This window comes from Algisphaera agarilytica (genome assembly GCF_014207595.1).
GTDB lineage: Bacteria > Planctomycetota > Phycisphaerae > Phycisphaerales > Phycisphaeraceae > Algisphaera > Algisphaera agarilytica.
Genome location: NZ_JACHGY010000001.1, coordinates 243,939 through 258,832, shown reverse-complemented (window position 1 = coordinate 258,832; position 14,894 = coordinate 243,939). Strand labels below are relative to the sequence as shown.

The 14,894-nt window shown below is 62.7% G+C and carries 8 protein-coding genes; 3 read left to right on the top strand and 5 right to left on the bottom strand.

Annotated features, from left to right (window positions below):
• Positions 1 to 16: 16 nt before the first annotated feature.
• On the bottom strand, positions 17 to 775 hold the full coding sequence (locus HNQ40_RS01055) for a lysophospholipid acyltransferase family protein (protein WP_184675511.1): 759 nt from the start codon (positions 773 to 775) through the stop codon (positions 17 to 19).
• An 877-nt stretch (positions 776 to 1,652) separates the two neighbouring features.
• Positions 1,653 to 4,235, bottom strand: a complete 2,583-nt coding sequence (gene pulA, locus HNQ40_RS01050) for a type I pullulanase (protein WP_184675509.1) — start codon at positions 4,233 to 4,235, stop codon at positions 1,653 to 1,655.
• Between the two features lie 287 nt (positions 4,236 to 4,522).
• Here pulA and HNQ40_RS01045 point away from each other — a divergent pair, with 287 nt between their 5' ends.
• From HNQ40_RS01045 to hrpA, 3 genes are all read left to right on the top strand, one after another.
• Complete coding sequence (locus tag HNQ40_RS01045) at positions 4,523 to 6,493, top strand: transketolase (protein WP_184675507.1); 1,971 nt, start codon at positions 4,523 to 4,525, stop codon at positions 6,491 to 6,493.
• 34 nt (positions 6,494 to 6,527) lie between these two features.
• Positions 6,528 to 7,451 carry a hypothetical protein gene (locus HNQ40_RS01040; RefSeq protein ID WP_184675505.1) on the top strand — a complete coding sequence of 308 codons (924 nt, stop codon included), beginning with the start codon at positions 6,528 to 6,530 and terminating at the stop codon, positions 7,449 to 7,451.
• A 79-nt stretch (positions 7,452 to 7,530) separates the two neighbouring features.
• Entirely contained in the window at positions 7,531 to 11,523 is a 3,993-nt protein-coding gene (hrpA, locus tag HNQ40_RS01035; RefSeq protein WP_184675503.1) for an ATP-dependent RNA helicase HrpA, read from the top strand.
• 94 nt (positions 11,524 to 11,617) lie between these two features.
• Here the strand turns inward: hrpA and HNQ40_RS01030 are convergent, their stop codons facing one another.
• Genes HNQ40_RS01030 through HNQ40_RS01020 form a run of 3 tightly spaced genes read right to left on the bottom strand, consistent with a single transcriptional unit; the run spans position 11,618 to position 14,861 of the window.
• Positions 11,618 to 12,865 carry an enolase C-terminal domain-like protein gene (locus HNQ40_RS01030; RefSeq protein ID WP_184679153.1) on the bottom strand — a complete coding sequence of 416 codons (1,248 nt, stop codon included), beginning with the start codon at positions 12,863 to 12,865 and terminating at the stop codon, positions 11,618 to 11,620.
• Positions 12,859 to 13,725, bottom strand: a complete 867-nt coding sequence (locus HNQ40_RS01025; protein ID WP_184675501.1) for a sugar phosphate isomerase/epimerase family protein — start codon at positions 13,723 to 13,725, stop codon at positions 12,859 to 12,861. Before HNQ40_RS01025 ends, HNQ40_RS01030 begins: the two co-directional genes overlap by 7 nt.
• Before the next feature lie 53 nt (positions 13,726 to 13,778).
• A complete protein-coding gene (locus HNQ40_RS01020) occupies positions 13,779 to 14,861 on the bottom strand; it encodes a Gfo/Idh/MocA family protein (protein ID WP_184675500.1) in 1,083 nt (360 codons plus the stop codon).
• Positions 14,862 to 14,894 lie beyond the last annotated feature (33 nt).

Sequence of the window (14,894 nt, the reverse complement as noted above, 5' to 3'; positions counted from 1 at the left end):
GGTCTGCAAGATCAATCTATCGCTTGGCCTTCAGGTCCTCGGAGGTCTGCTGGACCAGTTGGTCGATCTCATGCTGCATCCGTTGATGAAGCACTTCCGTGGGGATGCGTCGACCCGCTTCACGGGGTTCGATGGGGCCGTGGAATCTCACGATGATCCGAGAGAAGGGCAGGGGGATCAGTGTGCGGTCCCACGACGGCAGCCGGACCGCGAGACTCGACGCGCCGTGAAAAATAAACAGCGGCGCATCGACCCGTTTGGCCAGCGCGACGATGCCGGGCTTCACGACGCGGGCCGGGCCGTGCGAACCATCGACCGCGATGAACACCGGTTCGCGGCGTTCCTGCTTGAGACGGGCGGCCAGGTCGCCCATGACTTCCTTGTGGCGCGACTTGCCGCGCGACGAACCGCCCCGGATCACGGTGAAATTCATACGGCGGAGGATGCCCGCGATCAGGTTGCCCGACTCCGAGCGGTTCACGATGGTGATCGAATTGAGGTGCCGGACGGTGTACGGCCCGATCAGGATGCTCTCGTGATACAACGCGGCAACCACCCCGCGCTCCTCGTCCAGCGACCGCTCGATTTCGTCCAACCCCGTGACGTCAACCCGGCTGGTCCACCACACCAGAGTCATCCAGCCGTGGTAGACCCACCCCAAGGTAAAAGCCAGCGTGCCGATGACTGGCTTTTTGGTCCAGTTACGGGGCGTCCGCGTCCACTTGCGAAGCTTGGCGTTAAAGGCGAAAAACTGATTCGTGATACTGGAAGGCATAGCGCTGACCATAGGATGGCCTGGAACACCAAATCGTAGCATCCTGCAGTTGAATATGTCGGGTTAAGCCTCGGGAATTTCCTTTACCCTCGGCATGTTTCATAAGAGCGACAAACTTGCGTGCGATAAGCCCACGGTCGTCTGGCACGGGGCCGCCGAATGCTTGGAAAGCGTCGTGTTGGGATCACGATTGAATCAAGCTGCAGGCGGCGTTCCAGTCCGTTTAATTACACGGCCGAACGGTACTACGGCACGTATATGCGCACAAGGTGACACTCGTCGCCAACATAAAACAGGACAGCACCAAAAAATTTATCGCGGTGTCAATGCCTCGCTTACATCGACGCCATGGGTAATAACGACGTGTGCGTGCGCACCGAATATTCGCCTCGTCCCCTAGTGTCGGACCTCGGTGGCATTCCAGGTGTGAAGGTTGCACAGGCAAGGCGCCAAGCACGCCCATACCCGAGGACTCCGGGCTGATGGCCCGAGCGGACGTGGCGATGCCATGGGTACCACCTTGCCGGGAACCCCATGGGTCGGAGCCGTGACGGGAAGGCGGTCGTGGGTTTGGATTCGGGATGTTTTGTTTTGCCGCAGATTTCGCAGATGAAGCAGATTGATTAAAGCGATGAATCCACAGATAGGCACGATAAGCATGATTGATAAATTGGCTTTCATCATGTTTATCGTGCTTATCTGTGGATGCTGCTTGTCTTGAATCCGCGAAATCTGTGAAATCTGTGGCGAACAAGCTCCCACCCGCCGCACCACGTATGCCACAGCGTGCCCCGCATCCGGAGACGGACGGGGATCGAGGTGCGGCGGGGAGTCTGAAACTCCCTCTTTGAAAACCGAATGATTCAGCCGACCCGTGTTACTGGTGCAGCACCATCATCGAGTAGGGCGGCAGTTCCTGATTGCCACGGGCTTCGGCCAGTGTTTCGGTGCCCGCGGTATGGGCATCGACCACAACCCGCCAAGCGGCGGGCGGGAGCTTGACGCTTTCGGCGGTGGGTTGGCCGTTGTAGATGATCAGGATTTTGTCCCAATCGTCGCCGACGTTCTGGCCGTTGAGCGTGTAGGCCACGACACCTTCCGGCGTGTTTTTCAGGAACTTCAGGTTGTTGCGGACTTGGGCCCGCGTGGTCAAACGCAGCGCAGGGTGCTCGCGACGCAACTCGATCAGGCCGGCCACGTACTCGTGGACGTCGCGGTATTGCTCCTTGCGGTCCCAGCCGAACGCGTTGACTTCATCGCCCTGGTTGTAGGAGTTGTGGTGACCGCCTTTGGTGCGGGCCATGTCGACGCCGCCGTGCAGGAACGGGATGCCCTGGCTGGTGAGCACGATGCCGAGGCTCAGCTTGTGCATCGCGCGTTTTTCTTCTTCGCTGGCGTTGGGGTGGGTGTACTCGATCTTGTCCCAGAGCGTGCGGTTGTCGTGGGCAGAGACGTAGTTGATGCTCTCGGTCGGCGAATCGGAGAAGTCGTCGATCGCCCCGGCGACGCCGTTGCGGATCGCGTGGGTGTCGCCGTTGGGCCCGGTGGCGAACCCCGTGGCGGTGCCGTCGAGGTCGCCGCGGACCGCGTTGCGCAGGTGGTCGTTGAACACCGCCACACCCATACCGCGCTGAGCGCCCTTGCCGAAGTAGATCGGGCCGCCGCCGGTCCACGGCTCGCCGTAGATCGTCAGGTCCGGACGCAGGGCATACAGCTCGTCCGAAATGTTTTGTACGGTTTCGGGGTGGTGCGTGCCCAGAAGGTCGAAACGCACGCCATCGATTTTATATTCCGTGACCCAGTACTTCAGCGAGTCCACGATGTATTTGCGGACCATCAGCCGTTCATCCGCCACTGAATTGCCCACACCCGCGTCGTTGCGGAGGCTGCCGTCCGGGTTGGTGCGGAAGAAGTAGTTGGGGATGGTTTGGTCGAACGGCGAGTACTCGAAGCTGCTCGAGGTGTGGTTGTACACGACGTCGAGGATCACGCGGATATCGCTGTCCTGAAGGACTTTGATCGCGGTCTTGAGTTCGCGGATGGTGTTGGCCGGGTCGTCGGGGGTGGTGGAATAGTCGGACTCGGGGACGTTGAACAGGCTGGTCCAGTAGCCCCAGTTGTAGTTGTGGCGGTCGTTGCCGAAGTCGTGGATCGGCAGGAGGTGCACCGCGGTGACGCCGAGTTCTTTGAGGTGGGCGATGCCGGTGGTGACGCTTTCTTCGCCGGGTTCCGTGACGCCGGGCGTGATTAGTCCCAGATACTTACCTTTATGATGTTCCGGGGTATTGGGATCGGTCATGCTGAAATCTCGGACGTGGATTTCGTAGATGACTTCATCGGTGGGCTGGGCGAGGCGGGGCGGTTGATGCGTGTCCCAGCCCTCGGGGTTGGTGCGGTCGAGATCGACGGCGACCGAGAAGTCGCTGCCGGGCAGAGCGGCTTTGCAGTGGATGTCGGCCACGGTGCGCTGCTGGCCGTAGGACGTGAAGCGGAACTGGTAAGGCACGTTGTGCAGATCGCCGGCCACGGTCGCTTGCCAGACGCCGTGGTCCGATTTTCGTTCCAGCGCAAGGGTTTGCGAAGGTTTGCTGTCGATGCCGTCTTCGTAAATCAGGAGGTCAACCGACGAGGCGACGGGCGACCACGTCGTGAACGTGGTTTGCTCGGCGTTGGTCACGGGCCCGAGTTCAACATCGAGCGGCGCAAGCGAAGGATCGTCGAGCACGGCCCGGGCGTAGACGGTCATCGGGTCGTAGTCGGGGATGGCGAGGGTGAGCGGGGCGTTGAGGCTTGCGGCGTCGACTTCCGATTTGAGCCGGACGGTGTAGGCGACCGAACCGGGCGACGGCGTTTTAGATCGCTGGATCGAACCCAGGGCGATGTCGCCGGCTTCGGTTTGTAAAACTGCTTCGATCAGATCACGGGATTTGAGCGGCGTGGTGCTGGCCAAGGCGAGCTGCTTAGGTGAATCGAGGAACGCAGCGATGAGTTTGGGCGAGAGGTCGATGGCCTGTCCATCCACGTAGACCTCGGGGTCGCCGGAGTTGACCCAGACTTCGGTGACACGGCGTTTGGTATTGGTCTTGTCGGGGGAGACAAAGCGGTCGCGGTCGATGTCTTTGAGTACCCAGTTGCCCCGGCGGACGATGAAGCCGTAGCGGTCGGGGTGGTGATCCACGGGGATGATGGCGACTCGGCCGAAGTCGGTCTCCTGCTCGAAGGCGTAGGACTTGCCTTCGCCCGAGTCGGTCCAGACCCAGGCGTTCCAGCGGTCGTAGTCTCCGTCGGGCCGGTGGTAGTGCAGGATCAGGACGGATTGGGCGTCGAGATCGGCGGGTTTGATCCGCTCGGCGAGGCGTTCAGCGGGGGGAGCGGCTTGGCTCAGGGTGGCGGTCACCACGGTGCCCAGGAGGGCAAGCAATCGGGGGAGGTGGGAAAGACGTTTTGGAGTGGCAGGCATGGGGACTCCGGGGCAGGCGTGTGAGTGGGGTGGGGCGAGAGGCTGGAAACGGCGGAAAATGTGGCAGTTAGAAGTGAAAACGCCGAGGTTAACCGGTTAAACTGACGTGTATCATACCGCGGTCCGAGGCGATTTCAACATTAATCCACCCATGATTTTCTAGCCCGCGCGGGTTGTGGATCGCCCGTATAATCCCCGCTTGCTCGATTTTGGAGCTGTGTGGGCTTGAGGCTGGATGCCGAGCCCCGACCCGATTTTTGCCATTTTCCCGGAAGGAACCCGCCGCGATGTCCCTCGATTCGACCCTGCACCAAAAATCCGTGGACCTCGCCAAGCTGACCTATCAGATCACCGGGTCGGCGGGCTCGGGCCACCCCTCGACCGGGGCCTCGCTGGTGCACCTCATCTCGGCTTTGCTCTACACCCACATGCGGCACGAGCCGGCCAACCCCGGGCACCCCTCGGCCGACCGTTTGGTGCTCTCCGAAGGACACGCCGTGCCCGTCGTCTACGCCGCGATGGCGGACCTGGGCATCCACTACCGCGACGCGAACAACGACCTCAAGCCGGTGACCCGTGACTTGGCGATGACCCTGCGTCAGCTCGATTCGCCGATCGACGGCCACCCCAACCCCGCGCTCGGCATGCCGTTCTTCGACGCCGCCACCGGCTCGCTGGGCCAGGGCCTCTCGGTCGCCGCAGGCCTCGCGGTCGCCGCCAAGCTCGACGGCCTGGACAAACGCATCTTCTGCATTATGGGTGACGGCGAGTCGCGCGAAGGTCAGATTTGGGAAGCGGTCGACTTCATCCGTGACCACGACCTCAAGGCCGTGTGCCCGATCTTCAACGCCAACGCGTTTGGCCAAACCTCTGAAGTCTCGCCGCAGCAGTCGGCCGACACCTTGGTCAAGAAGCTCGAAGCCGCGGGCTACGAAGTCCTCGACATCGACGGCCACCAGCCCTCGGCCATCGTCGAAGCCCTGTCGACCCACGCCCAGAAACAACACGACCCCGAAGCCGCACCCGTCGCGATCGTCGCCCGCACCGTCAAGGGCTGGGGCAGCGCCTCGCAGCAAGGCAACGGCCACCACGGCACCGCGCCGACGGGCGAAGCCCTGGATGCCGTGCTCGAAGAACTCTCCGCCACCGAGCGTCAGATCGGCGCCGCGGCCGACACGCCCCTGAAGATCCCGATGCTCCCGGCCGACAAGCCCGAAGCCGCCACGCACCACGCCGTGAAGTCCTTCGACGACGCCCTCAAAGCCTTCGGCATGGAAAGCGTGCTGGAAAAAGGCAAGCTCGCCACCCGCAAGGCCTACGGCATCGCCCTCCGCGCCGCGGGCCACGCCCACTCCAACGTCGTCGCCCTCGACGCCGAGGTCAGCAACTCGACCGGCGCCGATGCGTTCAAGAAAGACGACGCCTTGGCCTCGCGCTTCGTGGAATGCAAGATCGCCGAGCAGAACATGCTCAGCGCCGCGCTGGGGATGTCCGCCGCGGGCAAGGTGCCGTTCGTTTCGACGTTCGGCAAATTCATGGTGCGGGCCTACGACCAGATCGAGATGGCGATCCTCTCGGGCAAGCCGATCAAGCTCGTGGGCAGCCACGCCGGGGCGACGCTCGGCGCGGATGGCCCCTCGCAGATGGCGTTGTGTGACGTCGCTTTCGCTCGCAGCTTCGCCACGATGCGGACCCAGACCGGACATCCCGGCATGGTCGTGCTGACGCCGTCCGATGCGTATCAGTGCTACGCCTTGGTGCAGCAGATGGCCGAGTACGAAGGCTTCGCCTACCTCCGCACGCTGCGTCCCGACACCGAGTTCCTCTACGGCCCCGAAGACGAGTTTGTCCTCGGCGGACACGAGCTGCTGATCGAAGGCCGTGACCTCTTAATCCTCGCCAGCGGCTACATGGTGCACGAAGCCAACCGCGCCTTGGAGCAGCTCGACGAAGCGGGCATCGACGCCACGCTTGTCGACATGTACAGCCTGCCGTTCGACGAAGAAGCCATCGCCGACCTCGCCAACGAGAACAACGGCATGGTCCTCACGCTCGAAGACAACTACGGCAACGCCATGGGCTCGGCCGTCGCCGACGCCCTGTCCGCCACGGGCGACGGCTTCACCATCAACCAGATGCACGTGAAGCACCTGCCCAAGTCCGGGCAGTCGCCCGACGAGCTGCTGCGTTACTGCAACCTCAGCTCCGAGCACATCGTGCAGCAAGCGATGAGCATGCTCGAGCTGTCGGCCACCTGACCCGGCGTCTGCGTCCCATCCCGAAAGGCCCGCCGTGCTTCGACGCTGGTTGAGCAAGCTGCGAGATCCAAACACCCCGGCCCACTCGGGGCGCGATCTCGAACAGGCGATCAACGGCTTGCGGGAAGAAGTCTCGCGGTTGAATGAAAAGGTCGAATCGATCCGTGTGCACACGTGGATCGATAAAGAAGCGGGCATCATCCAGGCGCAGGACGTGGCGATCATGACCGCGCCGCGTTACGCCGACCCGAAGTGTCTGGTGCCGCACCAGACCCAGATGTTCAGCCAGAACGGCGAAGACGGCATCATCGCCGAGGTCTTTCGACGCGTCGGCACGAGCGATCGCTTCTTCGTCGAAATCGGCGTGGGCGACGGCCTGGAAAATAACACAAGGTTGCTCCTGCAAATCGGCTGGCGTGGCGTCTGGATCGAGGCGGATGAATCCGCGGTGGCTCAGGCCCGGCAACACTTTTCCGAAGAGCTCGCGGATGGCCGGCTGAAGATCGTATCGACCGCCGTGACCCGGGAGAACGTGGCGGACGTGCTACGCGGTGCTGAGGTGCCCGAGGCGTTCGACTTTGTTTCGCTGGACATCGACATGAATACCGGGCACGTCTGGGAGGCGTTGTTGCAGGCGGGTTACCAGCCGCGGGTGGCGTGTGTGGAATACAACGCGTCGGTCCCGCCGAGCGTGGATTGGCAGGTGCCGTACGACCCGGCGGGGCAGTGGACCGATGGCAGCAACTACTTCGGTGCGGGGCTGAAAACGTTGGAGCGCATCAGCCGAGAAGCGGGCATGTCGCTGGTGGGCTGTGAGTACCTGGGGGCGAACGCGTTCTTCGTGAGGCAGGAAGACTTGGGCGATCACTTCCTCGAGCCGTTCACCGCGGAACGTCACTACGAACCCCCGCGTTTCTCGCTGCTCAATCACCGCGGGCACCGCAAGCACAAGAGCTGAGCGTTCCGCTGCATGCTGAAGGTCTTTGCCTAACCCCGATCCGTCACCCGGGTTTTTTCACCAGCTAACATATCGCCCCGTGAACCGCGAGAACGACCACCAATCCGCTGACCTGCCCGGCCGTAAGCGCTACGCTCAGGCGATGGTGTCGGACCAGGCGGCGCTCAAGCGTTTGGCGAAGAAGATCCGCGACGCCCGCAAGGCCAACAAGCCCCACGACCGCAACCTCAAGCGTCTGCACGAACAGCTCGACGCCTCGGTCGAACGGCGCGGTCAGCGTGAAGCCGCGAAGCCCACGGTGTCGTATCCCGATGAGCTGCCGATCTCGCAGAAGCGTGACGACATCGCCGAGCTGATCCGCAACCATCAGGTCACGGTTGTTTGCGGCGAGACGGGGTCGGGCAAGAGCACGCAGCTCCCCAAGATCCTGCTCGACCTCGGGCACGGCGTCGGCGGCATGATCGCCCACACCCAGCCCCGCCGGATCGCCGCCCGCACGCTGGCCAGCCGAGTGGCGGAGGAGCTCGGCGTGAGGCTCGGCGATTCGGTGGGTTATGCCGTACGGTTCAACGATCAGTCCAGCCCGCTCACGCACATCCGTTACCTCACCGACGGCCTGCTGCTCGCCGAGCTCGGGCGCGACCCGGACTTGTTGGCGTACGACGCGATCATCATCGACGAAGCGCACGAACGGTCGCTGAACATCGACTTCCTGTTGGGCTACCTCAAACGCCTGCTGCCGCGACGACCCGACCTGAAGCTCGTCATCACCTCCGCCACGATCGACCCGCAGCGTTTCGCCGACTACTTCGGCCAGAAGGTGGAGGGCGAATTCAAGCCCGCGCCGATCATCGAGGTCTCCGGCCGAACCTACCCGGTGGAGATGCGGTACCACACCATCGACGCGGAAGACGCCGACGCGGCGCTCGACGGCCCCGCGCTCGACCGCGCACTCTGCGAATCACTCGACGAAGTCACCAGCGCCACCGACGGCGACGTGCTGGTGTTCATGCCCACCGAACGTGCGATCAGCCAGGCCGCCAAAGCCCTGCGCAGCCACGTGCAGCACAGCCCGCATCTCTCGCGCGGCAAGCCCATCGAAATCCTGCCGCTCTACGCCCGCCTGTCGAATGCCGAGCAGCAGAAGGTGTTCAACCCCAAGGGCAACACCCGCCGCGTGGTGATCGCAACCAACGTGGCCGAGTCGTCGGTCACGGTGCCCAACATCACCGCGGTGATCGACCCCGGCACCGCTCGCATCAGCCGCTACTCGCCGCGCACACGCATGCAGCGCCTGCCCATCGAAGCGGTGTCGCAGGCCTCGGCCAATCAGCGGGCGGGGCGTTGCGGACGCGTCGCGCCGGGTGTGTGCATCCGGTTGTGCAGCGAAGAGCAGTTTGCCGAGCGCGATGCGTTTACCACCCCCGAGATTTTGCGCACCAGTTTGGCCGCGGTCATCCTGCGCATGGCGGCGCTGCGCCTGGGCGACATCGAGACGTTCCCCTTCCTCGAACCCCCCAAGGCCGCGGCGATCCGTGAAGGCACGCAGACCCTGCGTGAGCTCGGGGCGATCCATCCGGACGGACGGCTCACACCCATCGGCAAGCAACTCGCCAAGCTGCCGATCGACCCGCGGGTGGGGCGGATGGTGCTCGCCGCAGCGGACGAAGGCAGCCTCGCGGAGGTACTCATCATCGCCTCGGCCCTAGAGGGCCAGGACCCGAGGCTGCGTCCGAACGAACACGCCCAGGCCGCCGATCAGGCTCACGCCGCGTTTATTCATCCGGCCAGCGATTTCCTGTCGCTGCTCAAGCTCTGGGACTTCGTCCACGAAGAGAAGGCCCGGCTGTCCAACAACCAGTTCCGCAAGAGCTGCCAGAAACACTTCATCAGCTACCCACGGCTGCGCGAGTGGTTCGACCTACACCGGCAGCTCGTGGACCTCTCCAAGCAGGCCGGGCTTAAATCGTCCCGGCGGGTCACGGGTGAAGACGGCATCGACAAGATGAGCGACGCGGTGCACCGAGCGTTGCTCGCGGGTTTGTTGTCGAACGTCGCGCTCAAGACCGATGTGTATGAATACACCGGGGCTCACAACACCAAGCTCAAGCTCTGGCCGGGCTCGGCACTGGCGAAGAACAAGAACAAGCCGCGTTGGATCGTGTGCGCCGAGATCGTGGTGACCTCGCAGCAGTTTGCGAGGACGTGTGCCCAGATCAACCCGGACTGGGTCGAGCCGATCGCGGGTTCGCTGGTGAAGCTGACGCACCGCGAGCCGCACTGGGTGAGGCGGGGCGGTTTCGTGGCGGCGTTCGAGAAGGCGTCGCTGTTTGGGCTGGTGCTGGTGCCCAAACGCCGTATCCGTTTTGCCAAGGTTGAGCCCGCGCTCGCCCGGCAGATGTTCATTCAGGAGGCGTTGGTTGAGCAGGACGCCGACATCCGCGCCCCGTTCTTCGATCACAACCGCCAGCTCCGCGAACGCATTGAGAAGATGCAGGCCAAGCAGCGGCGGTTCGATCTGATCGCCGACGCCGAGGCGCGTTTCGAGTTCTACGACAAACGTTTGCCCGCGGACGTGTTCGGCGTGGCCGAGCTCAACCGCTTCCGCAAGCAGGCCGAGCGCGACGACCCGCAGGTGTTGTTCATGCAGGAGTCGGACCTGCTTGCGGGTGACGCGCCGGAAGACGACGGCCGGCCGGATCACCTGGCGGCGGCGGGGATGAAACTTTCGCTGGATTACAAGTACGACTCGGGTGCAGCGGACGACGGCGTGACGCTTCAGGTTCCCCTGCACGCGCTGGGGCGGCTGCAGCCGACGGTGGTGGATTGGTGTGTGCCCGGTCTGCTGGCCGAACGCATCGCGGCGCTGATCCGCAGCCTGCCCAAGCAGTACCGCAAGCCTCTGGTCCCCGCGCCGACCTCGGCCGCCGAGGCGGTGGAACGTATCGCGTTTGGTGAGGGCGAGTTTCTCGAGGCGGTGGCGGAGGCGCTCAGTGATATCGCCGGGGAACGGCTGGACCCGGCGTTGTTCGATCTCTCGAAGATCGAAGCGCATCACCAGATGAACATCGCGGTGGTCGACGAGTCCGGTAAGGTGCTCGAGCAGGGGCGCGACGTTGGCAAGCTGCAAGACGACCTCGGCGCAGAAGCGGGGCAGGCCGCGGCGAACCTCAGCGACCCGGCGTGGCAACGCGAGGGGTTGCGCGAGTGGCCGGACATCGACGAGTTGCCGGTGCAGGTCGAGATCAACCCCGCGGGCTACACGCTGCTGGCGTATCCCACGCTGATCGACGAGGGAAGCACGATCGGGCTGAGTACGGTGGAGACGCCCGAGCGAGCCGAGGCGATGCACCGCGCCGGGGTGTTGCGTTTGGCGACGCTGGTGCAGGAGCCGATACTGCGGGATCAGATTAAGTATGCCCCCGAGGCCGACCAGCTCCGGCTGCTGTACAGCCCGATGGGGAGCTATGACGATTTGTCGCAACAACTCGCTGAGCATGCGGTGAGCGAGGTTTATCGCCAGCGCATCGCCGACTACCCGCCGCGATCGTCGGCGGCGTTCGAGGCGTTGCTCGCTGCAGGGCGGGATGAGTTGGACGCAGCGCTTACCCGTGGCGTGTCGCTCACGCTGTCCGTGTTGCAGAGGGCTCAACAGCTAAAACTGGAACTCGACAAACTGGCCGCGAATTGCCCGCCGGGCTGGGAGCCTGCGATCCGGCAGACGCAGGAGCAGCTGCACGAACTCCTGCCCCCGGGCTTCGTGAAGCAGACCCCGGCCGAATGGCTTGCGCACCTGCCACGTTACCTGAGCGCAGCACAGGCCCGGCTGCGCAAGCTCGACGAAGGAAAAGTCGATCGTGACCAGACTTTGGCGGCCCAACTCGCCTCACGTCTCGACCCTTATCGTCGTTTTGCCGCGGACGCGAAGCCGGGCAACGACGAACTCACGACCTACCGCTGGATGCTCGAGGAGTGGCGGGTGTCGCTGTTTGCTCAGGAGCTGGGCACCTCGATCCCGGTGTCAGACAAACGGCTTGATAAGCAGTGGAAGAAAGCTCAGCGCGTGCGCTAACCGGCCCCCATCCGCTACGCAGCAGCGGAGGAGAAGGTGTAGTTGATGCGATTCAAGCGATCACACAATCGCTACTGGGTGGGGGAGCGGTTGGCTATGGCTTAACCAAAGTTCCATCGGGTAGCCGAGCTTGCGTCCACTGGATAACGGATGGATCGCACGGATATTTTTCGGCGAGAGCTTCGTTCAGATCGACACCGATGCCGGGCTTGGTGTTTGGGTAGAAATAGCCGTCGCGGTATTCCGGGCATCCGGGGAAGACCTCTGGGGTAGGGCCGGTGAACGGCTGCAGCTCCTGGATGCCGAAGTTCGGGGCGGTGAGGTTGAGGTGAAGGTTGGCGGCATGACCCACCGGAGAAACGTCGCCGGGGCCGTGCCAGGCGGTGCGTATGCCGAAGGATTCGGCGGTCGCGGTGACTTTGCGGGCAGGGGTCAATCCGCCCATCTGACTAACGTGCATCCGGATGAAATCGATCCAGCGGTTTTCGATCAGCGGCATCCATTCATTCGGATGATTGAACAGCTCGCCGACGGCGATGGGTGTGGTGGTCGCGGAACGCATCTTCTCGAACCACGCTCCATCCTCAGGTGACAAGGCGTCCTCCAGGAAGAACAGCTTGAACTCTTCGCAGTCTTTGGCGAAGCCGATCGCATCGATCGGTGTGAGTCGTTCGTGCACATCGTGGAGCAGTTCGATTTGATCACCGAATCGTTCGCGGACGTGCTGCAACGCTTTGAGCGTGGAGAGGGTGTAGTGGCGCGGGTCGAAGTAGGCGCCTTCCAATGCTCCGTCGGGGCGTCGGGCGGGTGAGTCGGAGGGCCCGCCGTAAGCCAAGCCGCCGGTTTCTCCGCTTGCGCGGGTTCCGGCAGCGCTGCCTCCGAATCGGATGCGGACATGGCGCATGCCCTGGTCGAGTTGTTGTTGCACGTGGTCCGAGAGCTCCTCGAGTGTCTCACCGTCGGCGTGTTGATAAACGGCAGCAGCCTCTCTGCATTTTCCGCCCCATAGGTCATAAAGCGGCATCTTAGCGAGTTTGCCTTTGAGGTCCCACAGCGCCATGTCGACGCCACTCACCGCGTTGTTCAATACAGGGCCGTTACGCCAATAGCTGTTGAACATCATGAGCCGCCATAGCTCCTCGATCCGGGCGATATCACGGCCAACCAGCAAGGGGCGGAGATAGTCCAACACGGCTGAACGCACAGGCAAGTATCGTTGGGTAAACGTGCCGCAGCCCAGGCCGTAGAGTCCGGGCTCGGAGGTTTCGACTTTGACGACCAACAAGTTTCTACCCATTGGTGCGGTAAGAATGACGCGGATGTCACGGATCGTTATCAAGATGACGCCCTGTTGTTCGTGTTAGACCGGGCAGATGCAATCATGTTGTGAATGGACTGGTAGGTCTGGTTGGCGGCGATATCTGCCGGAGTGCTCGGCCAGCGATCATTGGTGGGTTCCGACGTAACGGGTCCGTCGTAGCCGAGTTCTGCCAGGGCTTGGATAAAGCCGTTGAGATTGATCACTCCGGTCTGTCCGGGTAGCTCTCGTTCACGGATGTCGAGTTGTTCTACCGGGGTGTCGCGTGGGGCGTCGTTAACATGGACGACCACGACTTGCTCGCGGTTGAGTTGTGAAATGTTCTGCGTTGATTCACTCGCGGCGTGCCAGTGGAAGCTGTCGAGCATCAGGCCGAGGTTGGGTTGGCGGGCGTCAGCCAGCAGCTCCAGCATCATGTTCATATTGTGGATGAACGTGAACGTGGCGTCGGCACGGCGGGTTTTGGGTGAAACGTATTCGAGCCCAATACGGATCCCGTGGTCGTTCATGATCGGCGCGACTTGGGCCAGACGATCAAGGTGGTGCTTGCGATTAGCGGGGAAGTCCAACCGATCGTCGTAAGGCAAGACCACCACACCCGCGCGGGTGTAGCCGAGTGATTCGGCGCAGCGGCATATCCGTGGGAGCAGTTCGAGGGTTTCGTTCCATTCGGGAGGCGAAGCCGAGAGCGTCCTTGTCAGCATAGAGGCGTAACCCGCACGGATTCCGTGTTCGTCCATGAGATCGGCGAGGGCCTCGGGGCCATACGCCTCAATCCAGGCCAAGTGACGCGTGAGCCGGAGATCAACTCCGGCGAAGCCGTGCTTGGCGGCAAGCTCGATCGATTGATGGGGTTTGAGGTCGATGCCGATGAGATCGGGCATCAGGCTGGGGTACATCTTCGAAGGGCCTCCGAGAGCTTGTTCGAGGGATAGGTTCAAAGCGAGGTTGGTGACGCGGGCATGACGTCGCATTGTTCGTAGCAGCGTTCAAGCACTCGGATCAGTCGGCGGACGCTTTGTGGTTGGATTGCCAGAGGTTGTCCGGTTCGGATCGTTGTATACAGGTCTTGGTAGTAACGTTCGTAGGCCGAGGGTTCGTCGGCGGGGGGGGACCAAGTATGTTCGGTCCAAGTGATGTCGTCTTTGCTGTACTCACGTCCGGTCGCGGCGGCGGTTTCAAGCCGGCGTGGGGGGAGAGCGTCCCAATCCATCGTGCGCCACTGCAGGTGTTCGGGCGTTCCACGCAAACCGCCGCGATCCCCTTTGATCAGCCAGCGGTCTTGGGGGTACGCCACGGCGTTGCTAAGTTCGACATCCAATGTCGGGCAGCCTTCGGCCTTCATCACAATCTTGATGTGGTCTTCGGTATCGCCCAGCGTCAGCACCTGCTTGAGGTCCGCACACACGTCGGGCTCGACATCGGGGGGTAGGAGCTGCAAAGCGTGGTCCATCAGGTGCGAGCCGTTGTTGTTGAGTAGCCCACCGCCAAAGCGACGCAGGGTCTGCCAGTCCCATCGGCGGGTGAACTGGTGCCAGACCATACGCACCTGCACGATACGGCCCAGTGCGCCCGATTCGATGATCTCTTGCACCTTGAGGAAGTGTGACTCGTACCGCCTGTGTTGGAAGGGGCTGAGTACGCGGTCGTAAGCTTCGGCGGCGGCTATTGCACGGTCGGCATCTTCAATACTCAGTGCGAACGGCTTCTCGCATACGACATGCTTGCCCGCTGCCATCGCTTGGATCGCTTGGTCGGTATGCAGATGGTTCGGGCTGGCGATGACGATCAGGTCGAGTGCGTCGTCATTGATGATTTCTGCGAAGTCGTTGTAGATTCGACACCCCAATCCCTGCCGGGCTTCGAGGCAGCGCTCGGATTCGGGATCGGTCACGGCCGAAACCCGGAAGTGTTTGGGTAGTGCCGCCAGGGTCTTGGCGTGGATGTTCCATCCGCTGCGTCCCAGGCCAACAATACCGGTGCGGATCGGGTGAACAGGTTGGCTTGCTTCGCTAATCATGATGGGCTCTCAAGAGGACATTAAGCGCTGGAC